This is a genomic window from Streptomyces sp. NPDC057939, assembly GCF_042887545.1.
Lineage (GTDB): Bacteria > Actinomycetota > Actinomycetes > Streptomycetales > Streptomycetaceae > Streptomyces.
On sequence record NZ_JBHVPG010000003.1, the window covers coordinates 154,929 to 172,245 of the forward strand.

The window sequence follows — 17,317 nt, forward strand, 5'->3', positions numbered from 1 at the left end:
ATTCGCTTGCGCGATGACTTGTTTTCGACAGGTGATTAGTCGTGATTATTCGAATACGCCGACGGGAACATTGAATTCCGCATCAAGACGTCGACGGCACGTGCACCACGAACTGTTAGCGTTCCCGCCCAGTTGTCAGTCGCAACCGAATTGGGGGGCTGCCGTGGGGGGCATGCCGAAAACAAGGCGGCGGGGCAGAAGGCCCGTCGCACTGACCGGGCTGGTCGCACTGGCCATGAGCCTCACCTGCGTCTCCGGAACGCAGGAAGCCGCCGCGGCGGCGGCACCGAGCGGCGAAAGCAGCCAGCCGCCTCCGGAGCGACCCACCACCGAGCGCGAGCGTGCGGAGAGCACCGCCCTGGCCGAGGCCCTGCGCAGTGGGCGGCCCGTCCCCGTACCGGCCGCCACGACCGAGACCGACACGGTGGTCGCCAACCCGGACGGCACCCTGGGCCTGACCCGGAGCGTCGTCCCCGTTCGCACGAAGCGCGGCGGCAGTTGGACCAACCTGGACGCCACCTTGATCAAGGAACCGGACGGCACCCTACGTCCGAAGGCCGCGTCCAACGGGCTGACCCTGTCCGGAGGCGGCTCGGGCCCGCTCGCGATCCTGGACCAGGACGGCAAGCAGTTGGTCCTCAGCTGGCCGGAGCAACTGCCCGTGCCCGTACCGGAGGGGTCGAGCGCGGTCTACCCACAAGTGGCCCCGGGAACCGACCTCATGGTCACGGCCGACGAGAGCGGCGGCATTACCCAAGTGCTGGTGGTCGCTTCCGCCGAGGCGGCACACCACCCGAAGCTGACCAAACTGACGATGGGCCTCAAGGGGAAGGGGGTCACCGTCTCGGCCGACGCCGCCGGAAACCTACGGGCCTCCGACGCCTCCGGGCGTACGGTCTTCCAGGCACCGACCCCCACGATGTGGGACTCCACCTCCTCAGCCGCTGCGGCAGCCCGCGAGGCCGGGTCGGTCAATTCCTTCCGAGCCACCGAGGGCGGCGACGGACCCCGCCGGGCCGGCACGGAACCGGAGGCCGTCAGGCCCGTCTCCGACAGCGGGGGCCCCGGTGACTCGGCCAAGGTCACGAGCCTGCGGACCGAACTCGGCGAAGACTCCGTCGCCCTCACCCCGGACCGCGCCTTCCTGTCCGACCCGTCGACGGCCTACCCCGTCTTCATCGACCCCGCCTGGCAGCCCACCAACCGCGGCACACATCACTGGGCATGGGTGCAGGAGGCTTACCCAAACACCGTCAGTTATGACGACTACGGCGATACCTACGATCCTGGCGTCGGCTATCAGCGTTGGCGTTCGCGCATCGGGCTGGAACGGTACTACGTGCAGGTCGACACCAGTGACCTGAGGGACAAGAGCATCAAGAAGGCGTCCTTCTTCGCCACCCAGTCGTATGCGGCCGACGCCACCTGCAGCCGCACCTACAACGTCGACCTGCACTCCACCGAGCCCTTGCTCTCCAACATCACTTGGAACACCCAGCCCCGCGACTGGGAGGTCCTGCGCACCACAGCCCTCAACAGCGCCGGCGGCCCGGGCTGCCCGGACGCGACCACGCGCGGCGAGTGGGACGTACGCGACCACCTCATCGCGAACGAGTGGCGCGGCAGCCTCACCTACGGTCTCTTCGCCTCGAACGAGACCAGGAGCAACGGAAACAGTTCCTTCAAGCGGTTCACCCGCGATAGGAACAACCTGCCGTTCCTCTACGTCGAGTACAACCGGGCACCCTACGATCCCTGGGCCTTGGGTATGTCGCCCTCCCCGCAGAACCCGAACGGAAACGGCTGTGGCTGGGTCGGCGCCACCGCATACGCAGGCCTCAGCCTCGGTGCCTGGATCGGGGACCCGGACAACCAGGCGACTTCCGCCCGGTTCCAGGTCAACGATCGTGTCGGCAACTCCCTCGTCCATGACAGCGGGCGCGTCGGCGAGGCCACCGGCACCCACTGGACCTCCGTCCGCCCCACGAACCTCTCCGACGGACACACCTACAGCTGGCGGGTGACCACTCACGACGGCGACATGGAATCCAAGTGGGTGGACGGCTGCACGTTCACCCTGGACTCGCAGTCGCCCTCCGTCCCGGTCGTCATCTCGGCGGAGTACCCACCGTCCGGAACCCTGCCCGGCTCAACCCGGTACACCGGACTGCCAGGCCTCTTCACGGTGCAGTCCTCGGATTCCACCAGTGGGGTCCTGTACTACGAGTGGTCCTTCAACTCAACCATCCCTGTCGGGGGCGCCCACCGCGTCGACGCCGTCGCCAACGGCAGCGCGACCATCCCGCTGACCCCCACGACCTGGGGAACCAACGTCCTGCGCGTCCAGGCCGTGGACCGGGCGGGCAATCGCTCGCAGCAACAGACGTACACCTTCTACGTACCCGACGACCCGAAGACGAAGACGACGCTGGGTGACATCACGGGGGACGAGCGGGTCGACTTCATCGCGCCCACAGCAGGCGGCGACCTCGTTGTCTACCCCACCGCCGTGGACCCGTCCTCCGGCGGCGTTCTGGCTTCCGACACGGCCAACAGCCCGGGCGGCAAGGGTTGGGACAACGGCACCCTGACCACGCACCGCGGCGGCAACGGCATCCGCATCGACGACCTGTGGGCCTACCGGGACGGACAACTCAAGCTCTACCGCAACTCCCTCACCCAGGGCGGCCTCGCCGCCAACGGCGGCCTCTACTACCACGCCGCCAACGCCACGGCCGTGCAGCGTCCCTACGCGGAGGACTGCACCGTGGCGGCCACCGGGCGTCCCTGCGGTAGCTCCTACGCGACGGACTGGAGCCGGGTCAAGCAGATCCTCGCTGTCGGCGACGCACTGCCCGAGCAGGGCGTCGAGCCGCGCAACGACCTGCTGACCGTCGAGAGCAACGGCGCGGGGGGCTCTCAGCTGGTCCTGCTTCAGGGGAGGGCCTCGACGGGGTCGCTCCGCGATCCGGTCGTACTCGTCCTCAGCGGCACCGGGTGGGAAAACCTCACTCTCATCGCCCCCGGCGACGCCACCGGCGACGGCCTGCCCGACCTGTGGGCTCGTGACAGGAACACGGGCGAGCTCTACCAGTACGCGAATACGGCCGGAAACCCCGGGGCGCTCGGCGACCATTCCAAACGCACCCGGATCGGCGGTGGCGTCAACGCCACCACCCACCCGGTTCTGGGCTCATCCGGCGACACCAGTGCCGACGGCACCCCTGACCTGTGGGCGCTCGACAGCCGCCACCGCCTGCTCACCTGGAACGCGACCGCCACCGGCGGCGCGGTCACCGGCTTCGGCCGCGCGCAGACCATGGGGGACTCCCGCATCTCGACCGGCATCTGGAGGCTGAACGAAGGCTCGGGCTCCACCGCCGCCGACCTGCGCGGCCGCAACCACGCGTCCCTCACCGGTGCCGGTGCCACCTGGGCAGACGACACCGTCGCCGGCACCTCCACCAAGGTCGTCGACCTGAACGGCGCGGGAGCCACCGTCACAGCAGGTGGGCCTGCCGTGGACACCAGGCGCAGCTTCACCCTCTCCACATGGGTCAAGACCGATAGGGCGGGCGGAGTGGTTGTCAGTCAGGACGGGCAGCGATCCAGCGGGTTCACGGTGCGGTCCGATTCCGACGGTACGTGGCGCTTCGGCATGGGGCGCTCCGACGCCGACGGATCGACCAACGACGAGACGAACATCCGAAACGATGCCTCCAAGGTCCGGGTCGGGGTGTGGACCCAGTTGACGGCCACCTACGACGACGCCACGGGGCTGATCGCCCTGTACGTCAACGGCACTCTCGCCTCCACCGGTCACCACGCAAAGGCGAACGGCTGGAATGCCACTGGTCCCCTGGTCGTCGGTCGCAACAAGGTGCAGGGTAATCCGGGCGGTTTCCTCGACGGCCGAATCAGCGCCCTCACCGTCCACAACCACTCCTCAGTCCCCTCCTCCCCCCGCACCTCCCTGGTTTCGGGAGTGCATGACACCAAATGCGTGGATGACAGCTCCGGGGGCACCACCGACGGCAACCGGATCCAGATCTGGGACTGCAACGCAAGCAGTCCCCAGCAGTTCGAGGTACGCGAAAACGGCGAGCTACGCGTTCTCGGCAAGTGCGTGGATGCTGCCGACCACGGCACCCTGGTGCAACTGTGGACCTGCAACGGCACCGGCCCCCAGCAGTGGCTGTCCCAAGCCAACGGCAGCTTCTACAACCCGATGAACAACCGCTGCCTGGACCTGCCACAAGGCCGCGTGGAAAACGGCGTCCAGCTCCAGCTGTGGGAGTGCAACGAGACCAACCCTCAACGCTGGTCCGCACCGGGCCTTGCCTCGCCCCTGGGAGCCGGCGACTGACCACCCGCCGACGTGATGCCGCACCTCCGCAGTGAGGCGGCAACACGTCGGAACGAGGCGAGAGCGAGAGCGAGTACGTTTCGCCCGCTCCCAGGTTCGCGGGGGCCGCCGGGCGGGTGACCGTTTCGGTTCGGCGGCCCCGCTGGTCGGCGGGGCAAGACCCGCTGAAGGGCGGATTGTCGGGGCTCTGCCTGCGAGAAGTGATCAAGAATCACCGCCGCCACCGCCATGGCCGCGATCGCGTCGGGCTGGCCGCGCCGGCAGCGAATGCCGCCGGGGCCCCGCCGGCGCCGGTGGCGCACTCCGATGCCGTAGCTGCGCTGGAGCTCACCCCCGCGCATGCCCGGATGGTTCTGCAGACGCCCGAGGCCGCCAACCACCTCACCGCACAGGAGCGAGCGCAGGTCCGGGCGCCGGCCGACTCCGAAGGCAACGAGAGGATGCAGCGGAGCCTCGGCGGCAGCGCGGCCAAGGCGGCCTGGGCGGCCATCAAGAAGGCTGGTCCCGCTGCCTACAACGGCGCGAAGAACGCGGCGGGCAAGGGTGCTCAGGGCCTCAAGAACTGGGCCAAGAACCTTTCCTGGAAGGACCCGCTCCGGCGGACCATCGGCCAGCTCCCGATCGCGGCCCTCGAGGAACCGGTCAAGTACCTCCTCGGCTGACGTTCCCGACCATCCTCTCCTGGGGTGCGATTCGAACCCGGTAATTCACCCGCCCCACCACCGAAAGGGAAACCGGCGATGGCCACCGACAGAGTCCTGAAAACGGACCGCATTTTGTGGGAAACCCCGATCGGAGCCGCCCTCTTCGCATCGTTCACCTTCGCTGTCCGCGACAACCCGACAGCCCGGTGGGCCATCCACGGACCGGGCTGGGCGGGGGCCCACTTCTGGCCCTGGGGTGGAGCATGGCCCGCCGCTCCTCCCCGTGGAACCACGACGGCGCACCGGTGCTCATAGGTCTGAGTGCCGGAGTGGCCTTCCGGGTCTTCTGGGTCTTCTACGGATGGCCAAGGATGGCCACGAACTGCCGCTGAAGGGCAGGGACAGGTGAAGGACGTTCGCGGTCGCGGTCGCGGTCGCGGTCGCGGTCGCGGACCGAACGGCCGTGGCGCGAACGCACCCGTCCCGCCGAGGAGCGTCCTCCCTGCCCTGGCGTGAAAGATGGCACGTGGACCGGGGCGATGCGGACGTACCGGTCGGGACGGCCCAGACTGGTTCCGCGCGGGGCATCGGGCTCCGACCACACCGGAGGCCGTCACAGGCCCACCACCACTTGGGGGAAGCGATGGCCGTAGCGGTTGCGCACGGACGAGGAGACCGGCCGCCTCGCATACCGGAGGTCGATGCCCTGCGCGGTTTCGCCCTCCTGGGCATCCTGCTCGTCAACGCGCTGGTGATGGCCGGTCCGTACGGTCAGGGTTCGGCCGGCGTACCGGCCGAGTCCACGCTCGACCGGACGGTCGAGGGCTTCGTCCAGGCCTTCGTCGTCGGCAAGTTCTATCTGATGTTCTCGTTCCTCTTCGGCTACAGCTTCACCCTCCAGCTGGCCTCCGCGGACCGTGACGGCGCGAGCGCCGTTCCTCGGCTGCTGCGCCGCTCGCTCGGCCTGTTCGTGCTGGGCGTCCTGCACGCCGTACTGCTGTACATCGGCGACATCCTCATGACCTACGCGCTGCTCGGCCTGATCCTGATCGCCGCACGCAACTGCTCGGCGCAGGGGGCGTTGCGCGCCGCCCGTGTGGTGTACGGCTGTGTGAGCGTCCCCCTGCTCCTCCTGGGGTTGGTGGCCCTGCTCGTATCGGCGGCCGAGAGCGCCGAGGTGGACGCCGAACTCGCGGCGGACCACGCCGGACTGGTCGCCGGATACCGGGACGACGCCGCGTCCGTCATCCGGGCCAACATCGGGCAGCTGCCCGACGTGCTCCTCGGCATGGCGGTGATGGGCGGGTTCGTACTGGCGGCCTTCCTGGTCGGCGTGCACTGCGGAAAGCGGCGCCTGCTCGCCGACACGGCCGGCCGGACGGAACGGACGGACCGGATGCGCCGCATCTGCGTGCTCGGTGTCGCCGTCGGTCTGCCCGGCGGTCTCTTCTCGGCCCTGGCCGTCGGCGGCGTGCTCGGCCCCCGATGGTCCGCCCTCGGCGAGGTGGTGGGAACGGTCACGGCTCCGGGCCTCACCGCCGCGTACGTCTGCGGGATGCTCCTCTTCATGAGGACCGCCCGCGGCGCGCGCGTCGCGGTCCTCCTCGCCCCCGCCGGCCGCATGGCCCTGACGAACTACCTGAGCCAGTCCCTCGTCATGGCCCTCGTCTTCACCGCCTACGGTCTCGCCCTGTACGACCGCCTCGGCTCGGCCGCCGTCGTCCTCGGCGCTCTCGTGCTGTACGCGACCCAGATCGTCCTCAGCGCGCGGCTGATGGCCCGATACCGGTACGGGCCCGTCGAATGGCTCCTCCGAGCGGTCACCCTGGCGCGTCTCCCCCATCGCCCGCGGTCGTCGGCGGCAGCGCGGTGACGCACGTTCGCTCGTCCTCCCCACCGCCCCGCCCCGACCCCGCCCGAGGGACGGACGGAGGAGGGTGTCGCACGGCGGGCGCCGCGTGCCGGTGGCACGGCGCCCGCCGAGCGGTGCGTGTGTGGGTGGGGGTGGGGGTGGGGGTGGGTGGGGGCGTACGGTCGCGGGGTCAGGTGTTGAGCAGGCGCAGCGCCGCGGGTGCGTAGCGTTCTCCCGACACCTCGCTCGCGGGGAGGGCCTGCTCCAGTTCGTGGAGTTGGGCCGCGGTGAGGTGCAGGTCCGCCGCGCCGGCGTTCTCCTCCAGGTAGGTGACGCGCCGGGTGCCGGGGATCGGAACGACCTGCGGTCCTCGGGAGAGCAGCCAGGCGAGGGCCAGCTGGACCGGGGTGCAGCCGATGTCCGCGGCCAGGGCCCGGACGCGTTCCACGAGGGCGAGGTTGCGGGTGAGGTTCTCCCCCTGGAAGCGGGGGTCGTTGCGGCGGTAGTCGTCCGGCTCCAGTTGGCCGAGGGAGGTGAGGGCCCCGGTGAGGAAGCCCCGGCCGACCGGCGAGTAGGGCACGAGTCCGATGCCGAGTTCGGTGGCCGTGGGGGCGATGTCGCTCTCGACGTCCCGTTCCCACAGGGAGTATTCGGTTTGCAGGGCCGTGATGGGATGGGTGGCATGGGCCCGGCGCAGGGTGTCGGAGTTGACCTCGGACAGGCCCAGGTGCCGGACCTTTCCGGCCGTGACGAGCTCCGCCATGGCTCCGACGGTCTCCTCGATCGGCGTGTCGGGGTCACGGCGGTGCAGGTAGTACAGGTCGATGGTGTCCACGCCCAGCCGGGCCAGGGACGCGTCGCACGCCTGCCGGGCGTGGGCGGGGCTGGAGTCGATCACGGCGCCGCCGGCGGTGCCGCCGGGCCCGACGCTGCGGATGCCGAACTTGGTGGCCACCACCGCTTCGTCGCGGCGCCCCTTGAGGGCGCGGCCCAGGAGTTCTTCGTTGCGGCCCGCGGCGTAGGCGTCGGCGGTGTCGAAGAACGTCACCCCGATGTCCAGGGCCCGGCGGATGGTGGCGATGGATCGGGTTTCGTCGCTGGTTCCGTAGTAGGCGGACATGCCCATGCAGCCGAGGCCGATCGCCGAGACCCGGAGTCCTGGGGTGCCGAGGGTGCGGTGGTCCATGTGGTGCTCTCCTGTGTTCCGGTTCGGGTGGGTGTTCCTGCTGCTCGGTCAGGCCTTCGTCGGGGTGGGGGACGGAGCGCGGTCGCGGGTGCGCGTGCCGCGGGCGGAGAGCAGCAGGGTGAGCAGGGCGCAGGCGGTGAGCGCCGCGGCGACGGCGGTCACGGCGCGCGGTCCGGCGGCGGAGTCGACGAGCAGTCCGCCCGCGAGGGAGCCCACGGCGATGGCGCCGTTGAAGGCGGCCACGTAGAGCGAGGAGGCGGCGTCGGACTCCTCCTTCGCCAGTTGCAGCACCCAGGTCTGCAGGCCGACGGGGAGGGCCGCGAAGGCCAGGCCCCACACGACGAGCAGGGTGATCGCGGCGGGCCGGGAGTCGCCGAAGGCCCACAGCAGGGCGAGCGAGACGGTCATCAGGACGAGGGCGCCCGTCAGGGTGCCGTGCACCGAGCGGCCGACCACGGCGCCCGCGACGAAGTTGCCCGCGAAGCCGGCGGCTCCGAAGACCAGGAGCAGTACGCCGACCATGCCTTCGCTGATTCCGGTGATCTGCTCGAGGTAGGGGGCGATGTAGGTGAAGGCGAGGAAGTGGCCGATCATCACCAGCGCGGTGACGGCGACGGCGACGCGCAGCCGGCCGTTGCGCAGGACGCGCGGGAGGGCGGCGAGGCTTCCGCTGCCCTGCGCGGGGAGGTTCGGCAGCAGGAACAGCACCGCGACGAGGACGACGAAGCCGATCGCGGCGACCGCGGCGAACGCGGTGTGCCAGCCGGACCGCTGACCGATCATGGTGCCCAGGGGGACGCCGAGCACCGAGGCCAGCGAGATCCCGCCGAGGACGAGTGCGGTGGCCCGTACGGCATGCCGCTCGGGGACCAGTCGTACGGCGATGGCCGCGGCGATCGACCAGAAGACGCCGTGTGCGAGGGCCACCAGGACGCGGGCGGACAGCAGGGCGCCGTACGAGGAGGCGACGGTGGCCAGCAGGTTGCCGGCGACGTACATCACGAGCAGCCCGGCCAGCAGCCATTTGCGGTCGATGCGTCCGCACAGGGTGGTCAGCGGTGCTGCGGTGATCGCGGCGACGGCGGCGAAGCCGGTGACGAGGAAGCCGGCGGTACCGACGGAGACGTCCACGCCCGCGCCGATCGACGGCAGCAGTCCGATGGGCAGCGTTTCGGTGGTGACGAAGGAGAACGTGCCCAGGGAGAGCGCGATCACGGCCAGCCAGGCACGCACCGGTGAAGTGCCGGGGCCGGGCGAGGCCGCGGCGGCCTCGGGGCGTTGCCTGTCCGGGGTGAGGGTGGAGGAGCTTTGTGTCATGGCTACCGGTCTCCGTGGTCGAGGGTGGGGGCGGACGGGCCGCCCGTGGGGGTGGGGGTGGGGGTGGGGGTGTCGGTCCGGGCCGTGGGGCTCCAGCCGTGGGTGCAGGGGCCGGCGTCGTGGACGTCGCGTCCCATCGACCAGTGGGCGATGTCGCATCCGGGCACCGCGCACAGCGCGTCGGACACGGGGGTGGAGCGGAACGCGGAAGCCGGGACGGTGACGAGTCGGTTCATCGGGCCACGCTCCCGACGAGTTGGGCGGAGTGCGACGGCCCGGCCGGGTGTCGGGGCGGTGTGGCGTCCCATCGGACCAGGGCCGTGCCGACTCCCATCCCGCCTCCGAAGCCGGCCAACAGCAGCAGATCGCCGTCCCGTAGCGCGCCGGAGCGGTTGGCATGGTCGAGTGCGAGCGGTATGGAGGCGGCCCCGGTGTTGCCGTGCAGGTCGACCGGCAGGTGGGCGTGGGCGTTGGGCAGTCCGAGTCGGGGGATGACCTCGCCGACCATCACGCCGTTGGCCTGATGGGGTACGAAGTGCTTGACCTCGGCCGGATCGACGCCGTGCGCGGCCAACACGCCCTGGACGGCTGCGGGCAGGCGCTCGTTGACGAAGTCGCGGACCTCCCTCCCCCGCATCCTGAAGAAGTGCTGCCCGTCGGCGAGGGTGCCCGCGGAGGCGGGGTGGCGGCTGCCGCCGGCCTGGACCCCGATCAGGTCGTGGAGGCTGCCGTCGGTGCTGGTGCCGGTCCCCACGATGCCGGACCCGGGGCGGGTCGGACCGAGCACGACGGCTCCAGCGCCGTCCCCGAACAGGACGGCGGTCCGACGGTCGCTGTGGTCCAGGATCCGCGAGTAGACGTCCGCGCCGATGACCAGGGCGTATTTGGCCTCGGTGTGCTCGCTGATGCCCGCCAGCAGTTGCGCACCGGTTTGCAGGGCGAAGACGAAGCCGGCGCAGACGGCGTTGATGTCGAAGGCGGCGGCCCGGGTCGCACCGATCTGGTTCTGCACGAGGCAGGCGGTGGCCGGCTGCGGGTAGTCGGGGGTGGAGGTCGCGACGATCACCCAGGCGACGTCGCGCGCGTGGATCCCGGCGTCGTGCATCGCGGCGCGCGCGGCGGCGGTGGCCAGGTCGGAGGTCGCCTCGTGGGGCGCGGCGCGATGCCGTTCCCGTATGCCGGTCTTGCGCACGATCCACTCGTCGGTCACGCCGGCCAGTTCCGCGACCACGGAGTTGGGCACGATCTCGCTCGGGAGGTACGAGCCTGATCCGATGATGCCGACGGCGGTCGTGGCGGGTGAGTACACGGTCATCGCTGGTGCTCCAGAGGAGTGGGGGAAGGCCGGGCATCGAGCAGGGCGCGCAGGGCGGGGTCGTCGCCGACCACGACCGGGTGCCCGACGCAGTCGAGCATCTCCAGGTCGGACGGGTGGTCGCCGTACGCGTAGCAGTCGCGCGGGTCGATGTGCGGACGGTCGGCGAGGAAGCGGCGTACGGCGGTCGCCTTGTGCGGGCCGATCATCGGGGTCTCGATGAGGCCGGTGTAGGTACCGGCGGTCCCCGGGCCGGCCGCGTCGGTCTCCACGAGGGGACGGCTGCACAGCAGGTGCGCGTCGCCGACGGCCCGGGCGACGGGGTTCAGGCAGGCGGGGAACGACCCGGATACGAGGACGAGTTCGGCGCCGGCCTCGCGGTGGGCGCGCAGTACGTCCCGGGTCTCTTCGATGAACAGGCCGCCCGCGGCACGCTCCGCGAACCAGCGCTCGCCCCAGGCGGCGATGGTGGCCTCGGACTCGCCGGCGTACGCGGCGTAGTACGCGCGGTTGATCAGCTCCCTCGGTGTACCGGCGGCTGCTGCCTGCTGGAAGCCGGCGAGGAGACGGTCGTGTTCGGCGGTGCCGGCGGGCCCGTGCCGACCGGTCAGGTGGTAGCGGAGGAAATCGAACATGCTCTTGCAGTGGATGAGTGTCTCGTCCACGTCGGCGAAGACGAGGTAGGGACGAGCGGTCATGGTGGGGTCCCTCCTTCAGGTCAGGGTGGGTGCGGGTTCGGGCGCGGGTGCGTGGTCGGCCGCGGGTATGTGGTCGGGATGTGGTTGCGGGGCGGAGCCGGGGCCCGGTTGCGGGCAGGAGCCGGGGCCCGGTTGCGGGCAGGAGCCGGGGCCGGAGGCCCGGTTGTCGGCGCCGGGGGCCGGGCGGGTGCCGTGTCCTGGTCGTGGCCAGGTGGTGTCCGACGGCGCGGCCCGGCTCGGTTCGGGCGTCGTCGGCCTATCGCGTCCGGAAGACGTCGCGCGCCGCATTGAGGCCGTTCACCGCTGCCGGGACTCCGGCGTAGACGGCCATCTGCAGAATGGTCTCGACGGCGTCCTGCCGCGTGCCGCCGGCGTCGAGGATCTCGTGCACGTGCGCCATGAGTTGCGGTCGCCGCGTACCGACGGCCGTGCAGGCGGCAACGGACACGATCGCGCGGGTGAGCGGATCGGGGCCGCCGCCGCGCGGGACGGCGGGATCCGGGTCGCCGAAGACGTTCTCGACGAAGAAGTCGGCGAGGGCCGGGTCGATGGCGGCGACGGCGGCGAGGACCTGCCGGCCGACACCGCCGATGGCGCCGACGCCATCGTGGGCGCCGGGGGCCTTCGCGCCCGGCCCGGCGTCGCCGCGGCCGGTGGACCGCGGGCTCACCGCCTCGGCCGCGAGGACGGACCTGACGACGCCCAGCGCCTCCAGCGTCGCGGGAAATCCGGCATGGTCACTCACCTGCAGGACCGTTTCGACGATGTCACGGCGGCCGCAGCCGACGTTGCGCGCGCCACGGACGTGGAACTCCAGTTGCGGGGCGGCGTTGCCCAGTGCGGTCAGCGCGGCGACGGTGACGAGCTGACGGGTCGGCAGTTCCAAGCCCGGCCGGGAGCAGACGTCACCGAACGCGAAGCCGACGATCAGCTCTCCGAAGCCGGGGGCGATGTCCTGGAAGCCGTCGAGGATGCCGGGGCGCTCGGTGGCTTCGATCCGGCGCAGGGTCCGGAGTCCGCGCTCCATACGGTCGTGGGTGTCGGCGGAGGCCGAGGAGGCGGAGGAGGCGGAGGAGGCGGAGGAGTGTGCGCTCATGGCGGAAGTCCTTCCTGGTACGGGACGGGCGGGGCCGGGCATCGCGCCCGGCCCCGGGGACCGTCGAGGGCGACGTCAGACGGCGGCGGGCCTGCTGAGCCGGCTGAGCCGGGCGAAGTCGGGGTCCGACCCGACCGCGCCGCCCTCGGACCAGCGGTTGCGCGGCACTTCCCGGATGTAGACCGTGATCCGGTCGCGGGGCGCGCCCGTGACCCGGTGGACGGTTTCCGTGAGCTCCTCCATCAGCTCGTGGCACTTCTCGTCGTTCTCACTGGGCCAGGTCGTCACGGAGATGATCGGCATGGTGGTTCCTCTCGTCAGCCGGTGGTGGTGAATTCCTCGAAGCTGGGTCCTTGCAGCTTCAGCTGGGCGTGGATGTCCCCGCCCAGGCCGAACTGGCCGATCGCACCGCCGTAGTTCTGCTGGTAGCTCATCCAGAGCACGATGACGTTCACGATGCGGTTGCCGCCGGTGCCGGGTGCCGGGAAGGGGTCGGGCAGGGAGGCCCGGTAGCGGCCCTTGCCGTCCTGGTCGGTGACGAAGGCGTTGGGCACGCCGAGCGGTCCGGGACGGGTCGGCCCCGCCGGGTCCAGGTCGCGTGCCCGTAGTGACATCACCGTGTACAGGCTGTTGGGAAGCATCCCGGCGAATTCGAAGCGGAACTCCGCGGACTTCGCGTCGTCGGCAAGCCGCACCTCCAGCTCGCCGCGCGCCCGCCCCCAGGTGCCGAGCGTCACCGGTTCCGTCACCTTCGGCCCGTCCTGGGCGCGCATGTCCGGCACGTCGACCTGATGGAACGGGTAGCTCGGACGCACCACCTCGGACGCCCTCGGGAACTGCTCCGGGGCGAAGACCATCGGGTAGTTGCTGCATGGCAGGGGCAGCGGCAGCGTGTGCAGCACGATCTCGTTGTCGGCCGGACTGAACTGGCCGGGATGATCCGGCAGCTCACGGACGATGCGGTACGGCTCGTTGCCACCGAACGGCGGCAGCGGGCTCTCGGCGGACACGATGGCGCATCCCCAGCCGTTCGACACGCCGCCCGTGCCGTCGTCACGGTTGATGCGGCCGATCACGACGAAGTCGCCGTTCGCGTCCATCACTTCACTGGGCGGGTAGGTCGGCCCCTGAGTGGTGAGACTCAGCTGGTAGGTGCGCGACGGTCCCATCCGCTTCTCCTCTCCTTCGAATGATCGTCTTCAGGCGTCATGGGTCTTGTGTTCGGGGTCTCGTGTCATACGGATGACGGGCAGGTCGTGGGGCGGGCGTGCTACGCCACGCGGGCGTAGATCGTGGTGTAGAGACCGCGCTCGCCTCCCGCGATGAAGCGGTCGCCGGCCTGCCGGACGATCTCCTGGTAGCGCGGGGAGGTGAACACCGCCGTGTACTCGGCCGGGTCGCAGCTGAATCCGGAGACGAACATGACACCGGGCTCGGTGCTCAGCACGGAGTGGTACGCCTCGAAGACCTCGACCTCGTCGGAGGTCCGCACCACGTCGTAGATCGTCTCCTCGCGCCATGCGCGGTACGGCGTGTGGACCCGCGGCGGCACCTCGATGTGCCGCATCTGTATGTAGGGGGTCTGCGGCAACGGGGTGTCGGTCGGCTTGGGCGCGTCGACGAAGCCCAGCACCTGACGCCGGAAGTCGCCCTCGGCCATCGGGGCCAGCGCGTCCCACAGTTGCGCCCAGTCGGATCGCAGATCGGCGAACTGCTCCCAACCGGCGACCGGTGCCAGCTCCAGGAGGCCGGCTCCCTCAAGGCTCCGGAACAGGGCGCGACCCTCGAACGCGGACGCGGCGTGGTGGGCCTTCCACGCGGTGGCGGCGGCATCGACCTGATCGGGCTTGACGGACAGTTCCACGGCGGTGATGAGTGATGCGGACATGACTGCTCCTCGGTGGAGTGGTGTGGAGTGGTTGGGGTTCGGTGCAGGGAAGCGGGCAGGGCCCGCGATGCGGCCGGAAGCCGCGGGTGGGCCGGAGCCGGAGCCGGAGCCGGGGTGCGGCCGGGGTGCGGCCGTTCCGTCGGCCGGCCCGTCAGCAGGGTGCGGGCGGCACGTCAGCCAGGTGCGACCGGCAGGTCAGCCGGCGTACGGCGAGTGGGACGGCCGGGTGCGGCCGGGTAGGCCGGGGAAACCGGGTAGGCCGGGGAAACCGGGTCGGTCAGACGCCGGAGAGGGCTGCGGCCGGGGTCCGGAGCGTGTGCTCGACGGCTTGGCGGGCGCGGCGGTCCTCCTTGGCCTCGATCACATCAGAGTCGAAGGCGGTGAAGGCCAGGTGGGTGAGGGAGGAGCGGCGGCCGGCTTGGTGGATGCCGACCTCGGCGTGGAAGGAGAGCCGGGACGGGTCCTGCGTACGGGACTCGATGATCCGGTACTCGATGGTGGAACACAGCGGGAAGAGGAAGTTCTCGAAGGCGGTGTTCATGTGCTCGATGACGAAGTAGTACTTGCGCTGCGGCCACTGAGCCGCGAAGAAGCGTTCTGTCACGGCCAGGAACATCTGGCGCGACGCCTCGACGGCGATCATGCCCTGCACGTGCTGGCCGGTCTGGTGGTCGAGCAACAGCTCGTTGTCGTTGTGCAGCCGCAGTCCCGCGCCGAACAGTGAGTCGCTGACCTGGTGCAGGTCGGCGATCAGCGCGTTGGCCACCTGGTGCTTGTGCACCTCACCGGCGCCGCTGAGGGTGGCGGGCTGGAGCCTGATCTGCACACGGTCAAGACCGCGGTGACGCAGTTCTTCGACGATGAGCAGCACGTCGGACTCGGACACGCCCTGCGCGCTCTCCGCGAGGACCGGCTCTCCTTCCGGCGCATATGCGCCGCGGCGTAAGTCGTCGATGAACTGGGAGACGGTGAATACGTTCTCCTGTGCGGCGAAACCGATAAACCGGTCCCCGACCAGGACGATGCTCTGGATCGGCTGATTGATGACGAACTCCTCGGTAGTGGAACCGCGTGGCATTGATCGCCACGACGGATGTCCGGGGCGATGAGCTGTGAGAGACAAGGGCATTCGCGGGGCACTGCGCTCTTCGCGACGCCTGGCGTTACCCGGTCCCGGGTGATCCCGGGGGCCTTGGCGGAGGCGCCGGCCGGGCTGACGTCATCGACACTAGGGGAAGGCTTGAAAGGGCGCAACCATCTAGTTGGTTGGGTCCAACCATCCAGTTGGTTGGCGCCCAACCATCTAGTTGGTTTCCGTGCTAGGCTCGATACATGACCACCGATCCAACTCGCGACACGCCGACCCGTCTGCTGGACGCAGCCCGCAGGGAGTTCGCCACGTACGGCATCGCGGGCGCCCGGGTGGACCGCATCGCCGAACAGGCGGCGGCGAACAAGCAGCGTCTGTACTCGTACTTCGGCAGCAAGGAACAGCTCTTCTCCAGGGTCCTGGCCTGCGCCTACCAGGATCTGAGCGAGCAGGTTCCCGTACCGACGACGCGGGAGGGCCTTGAGCAATACGTCGGCCAGGTCTTCGACTACCACCGGCACGATCCGAGCCTCGTGCGCCTCCTCGCATGGGAGGGCCTGCACTACGGGGACGCGGAGATTCCCGGCGAGGAAGAACGCCAGGCGTACTACCTGAGCAAGAACGAGGCCCTCCGCAAGGCCCTTTCCCTCACCTCGACCCAAGAGGTCGGCCACCTGCTGATGACCCTGATCGGGATCGCCTCCTGGCCGTTCGTGGTGGAACAGCAGCGTCGGCTGATGGCCGGTCTCGTCGCCGGCTCGGAGGACGGCTGGAGCCAACTGCGCGCGAGCCTCACCGCGTACGGAAGCGCGGTCATCCAGGCCCGCGTGCCGGCACCCGACCCCACATACGGAATCGAATCCGGAATCGAATCAGGCGCGATGTACGACGCGCTTTCCGACGCGATTCCCGACACGGTTTCCGACGTGGATCCCTCGGACCCGAAGGGCATCGACAGCACCTGCCGGATGCGCGGCAATTGAACCTGCGCTTTCCCGCACTCCGGCACGTGAGCAGCATCGGAACGCCGCCGGGCCGGACGAACGCGCATGAGCCGACGGACGGGTGGGCGGGCGGGCGGGCGACCTACAACATTGCCTCGGAGGCGGGTTGGACACGTGCCGACGTGCGCAGTCCCCACAGGGAACGTCCGTGCCCCCGCAGGCCCAAGGCCTGCGGGGGCACGGTCACGCCGGCGGGAGGCGGGTCAGCCGGTGGCCACGGCGATGACGATGAACGTCGCGTAGAAGAGCAGCGACAGCGCCATCGGCACCGAGACGACCAGGGCCTCCGGACGCCGCCGCAACTGCTTGCCCGGGTCCAGCGGCGGGCGGAAACCGCCCTGCGGGGCCGCGAGCCCGGCGAACGTCGACCTCGGACCGAGGTTGCGCAGCACCGTGATCGGGGTGAGCAGCATGGACATCGGCGCCCACCAGCCCTGCCAGAGCGTCTTCGCGGACATGTTCCGGACGGTCGCGGTCCCGCAGTCACGGCAGAACGGCCCCTGCACACTGAGCGAGCGCATCATCAGGACCATGCCCTGATGGCCCCGCACGGTCGCCTGCGCCGCCGGCTGCGCCCCGCACAACCGACAGCCGAAGCCGCCCTGCTGCGGTACGTGGTGACCGGGCTGCGGCATGGGACCCGCGGCGAACGGGTTCCCGTGGCCCGCGGGCTGCTGCGGGGCACCGGTGGGCTGCTGCTGCGCGTACGGGTTGCCGTGCCCCGGCGGCTGCTGGTGCTGCTGCGCGTACGGGTTTCCCTGGCCGGGCTGTTGGGCGTACGGGTTGTGCTGGTGCTGCGGGACCGAGCCCTGCTGCGGTGGTGGAGTGGCCACGATGGTCCCCTCGAAGAAGTCGGTTCGG

At 70.4% G+C, this 17,317-nt stretch carries 15 protein-coding genes; 4 read left to right on the forward strand and 11 right to left on the reverse strand.

Annotated features, from left to right (window positions below):
- The first annotated feature begins 172 nt into the window (after nucleotides 1–172).
- From ACFVS6_RS05045 to ACFVS6_RS05055, 3 genes are all read left to right on the forward strand, one after another.
- On the forward strand, nucleotides 173–4,366 hold the full coding sequence (locus tag ACFVS6_RS05045) for a ricin-type beta-trefoil lectin domain protein (protein ID WP_389700725.1): 4,194 nt from the start codon (nucleotides 173–175) through the stop codon (nucleotides 4,364–4,366).
- Nucleotides 4,367–4,713: 347 nt separating this feature from the next.
- Entirely contained in the window at nucleotides 4,714–5,028 is a 315-nt protein-coding gene (locus tag ACFVS6_RS05050) for a hypothetical protein (protein ID WP_389700727.1), read from the forward strand.
- A 625-nt stretch (nucleotides 5,029–5,653) separates the two neighbouring features.
- Complete coding sequence (locus ACFVS6_RS05055; protein ID WP_389700729.1) at nucleotides 5,654–6,883, forward strand: DUF418 domain-containing protein; 1,230 nt, start codon at nucleotides 5,654–5,656, stop codon at nucleotides 6,881–6,883.
- 169 nt (nucleotides 6,884–7,052) lie between these two features.
- Here the strand turns inward: ACFVS6_RS05055 and ACFVS6_RS05060 are convergent, their stop codons facing one another.
- From ACFVS6_RS05060 to ACFVS6_RS05105, 10 genes are all read right to left on the reverse strand, one after another.
- Nucleotides 7,053–8,048, reverse strand: coding sequence for an aldo/keto reductase (locus ACFVS6_RS05060; RefSeq protein WP_389700731.1), 996 nt, complete (start codon nucleotides 8,046–8,048; stop codon nucleotides 7,053–7,055).
- A 48-nt stretch (nucleotides 8,049–8,096) separates the two neighbouring features.
- Complete coding sequence (locus ACFVS6_RS05065) at nucleotides 8,097–9,365, reverse strand: MFS transporter (protein ID WP_389700733.1); 1,269 nt, start codon at nucleotides 9,363–9,365, stop codon at nucleotides 8,097–8,099.
- 2 nt (nucleotides 9,366–9,367) lie between these two features.
- Entirely contained in the window at nucleotides 9,368–9,601 is a 234-nt protein-coding gene (locus ACFVS6_RS05070; RefSeq protein WP_389700734.1) for a hypothetical protein, read from the reverse strand.
- A complete protein-coding gene (locus ACFVS6_RS05075) occupies nucleotides 9,598–10,680 on the reverse strand; it encodes a 3-oxoacyl-ACP synthase III family protein (RefSeq protein ID WP_389700736.1) in 1,083 nt (360 codons plus the stop codon). Before ACFVS6_RS05075 ends, ACFVS6_RS05070 begins: the two co-directional genes overlap by 4 nt.
- The gene (locus ACFVS6_RS05080) at nucleotides 10,677–11,378 is read right to left on the reverse strand and encodes an HAD-IB family hydrolase (protein WP_389700737.1); all 702 of its coding nucleotides are present in this window, start codon (nucleotides 11,376–11,378) and stop codon (nucleotides 10,677–10,679) included. Before ACFVS6_RS05080 ends, ACFVS6_RS05075 begins: the two co-directional genes overlap by 4 nt.
- A gap of 256 nt (nucleotides 11,379–11,634) precedes the next feature.
- Entirely contained in the window at nucleotides 11,635–12,474 is an 840-nt protein-coding gene (locus tag ACFVS6_RS05085; RefSeq protein WP_389700739.1) for a carboxymuconolactone decarboxylase family protein, read from the reverse strand.
- A 75-nt stretch (nucleotides 12,475–12,549) separates the two neighbouring features.
- Complete coding sequence (locus tag ACFVS6_RS05090; protein WP_389700741.1) at nucleotides 12,550–12,777, reverse strand: 4-oxalocrotonate tautomerase family protein; 228 nt, start codon at nucleotides 12,775–12,777, stop codon at nucleotides 12,550–12,552.
- A 14-nt stretch (nucleotides 12,778–12,791) separates the two neighbouring features.
- A complete protein-coding gene (locus tag ACFVS6_RS05095) occupies nucleotides 12,792–13,643 on the reverse strand; it encodes a hypothetical protein (protein WP_389700742.1) in 852 nt (283 codons plus the stop codon).
- A gap of 101 nt (nucleotides 13,644–13,744) precedes the next feature.
- Nucleotides 13,745–14,362 (reverse strand): hypothetical protein, encoded by a 618-nt coding sequence (locus ACFVS6_RS05100; protein WP_389700744.1) that lies wholly within the window; start codon nucleotides 14,360–14,362, stop codon nucleotides 13,745–13,747.
- 277 nt (nucleotides 14,363–14,639) lie between these two features.
- Nucleotides 14,640–15,440 (reverse strand): AfsA-related hotdog domain-containing protein, encoded by an 801-nt coding sequence (locus ACFVS6_RS05105; RefSeq protein ID WP_389700746.1) that lies wholly within the window; start codon nucleotides 15,438–15,440, stop codon nucleotides 14,640–14,642.
- A 254-nt stretch (nucleotides 15,441–15,694) separates the two neighbouring features.
- On the opposite strand from ACFVS6_RS05105, the gene ACFVS6_RS05110 reads away from it, so the two are divergent.
- Nucleotides 15,695–16,435 (forward strand): TetR family transcriptional regulator, encoded by a 741-nt coding sequence (locus tag ACFVS6_RS05110; protein WP_389700748.1) that lies wholly within the window; start codon nucleotides 15,695–15,697, stop codon nucleotides 16,433–16,435.
- Nucleotides 16,436–16,659: 224 nt separating this feature from the next.
- Here the strand turns inward: ACFVS6_RS05110 and ACFVS6_RS05115 are convergent, their stop codons facing one another.
- Nucleotides 16,660–17,289 (reverse strand): hypothetical protein, encoded by a 630-nt coding sequence (locus ACFVS6_RS05115; RefSeq protein ID WP_389700749.1) that lies wholly within the window; start codon nucleotides 17,287–17,289, stop codon nucleotides 16,660–16,662.
- Between the last annotated feature and the right edge of the window lie 28 nt (nucleotides 17,290–17,317).

Coding starts and splice junctions, on each gene's coding strand:
- ACFVS6_RS05045 (WP_389700725.1), top strand. CDS start 173: ATGCCGAAAACAAGGCGGCGGGGCAGAAGGCCCGTCGCACTGACCGGG.
- ACFVS6_RS05050 (WP_389700727.1), top strand. CDS start 4,714: ATGGTTCTGCAGACGCCCGAGGCCGCCAACCACCTCACCGCACAGGAG.
- ACFVS6_RS05055 (WP_389700729.1), top strand. CDS start 5,654: ATGGCCGTAGCGGTTGCGCACGGACGAGGAGACCGGCCGCCTCGCATA.
- ACFVS6_RS05060 (WP_389700731.1), bottom strand. CDS start 8,048: ATGGACCACCGCACCCTCGGCACCCCAGGACTCCGGGTCTCGGCGATC.
- ACFVS6_RS05065 (WP_389700733.1), bottom strand. CDS start 9,365: ATGACACAAAGCTCCTCCACCCTCACCCCGGACAGGCAACGCCCCGAG.
- ACFVS6_RS05070 (WP_389700734.1), bottom strand. CDS start 9,601: ATGAACCGACTCGTCACCGTCCCGGCTTCCGCGTTCCGCTCCACCCCC.
- ACFVS6_RS05075 (WP_389700736.1), bottom strand. CDS start 10,680: ATGACCGTGTACTCACCCGCCACGACCGCCGTCGGCATCATCGGATCA.
- ACFVS6_RS05080 (WP_389700737.1), bottom strand. CDS start 11,378: ATGACCGCTCGTCCCTACCTCGTCTTCGCCGACGTGGACGAGACACTC.
- ACFVS6_RS05085 (WP_389700739.1), bottom strand. CDS start 12,474: ATGAGCGCACACTCCTCCGCCTCCTCCGCCTCCTCCGCCTCCTCGGCC.
- ACFVS6_RS05090 (WP_389700741.1), bottom strand. CDS start 12,777: ATGCCGATCATCTCCGTGACGACCTGGCCCAGTGAGAACGACGAGAAG.
- ACFVS6_RS05095 (WP_389700742.1), bottom strand. CDS start 13,643: ATGGGACCGTCGCGCACCTACCAGCTGAGTCTCACCACTCAGGGGCCG.
- ACFVS6_RS05100 (WP_389700744.1), bottom strand. CDS start 14,362: ATGTCCGCATCACTCATCACCGCCGTGGAACTGTCCGTCAAGCCCGAT.
- ACFVS6_RS05105 (WP_389700746.1), bottom strand. CDS start 15,440: ATGCCACGCGGTTCCACTACCGAGGAGTTCGTCATCAATCAGCCGATC.
- ACFVS6_RS05110 (WP_389700748.1), top strand. CDS start 15,695: ATGACCACCGATCCAACTCGCGACACGCCGACCCGTCTGCTGGACGCA.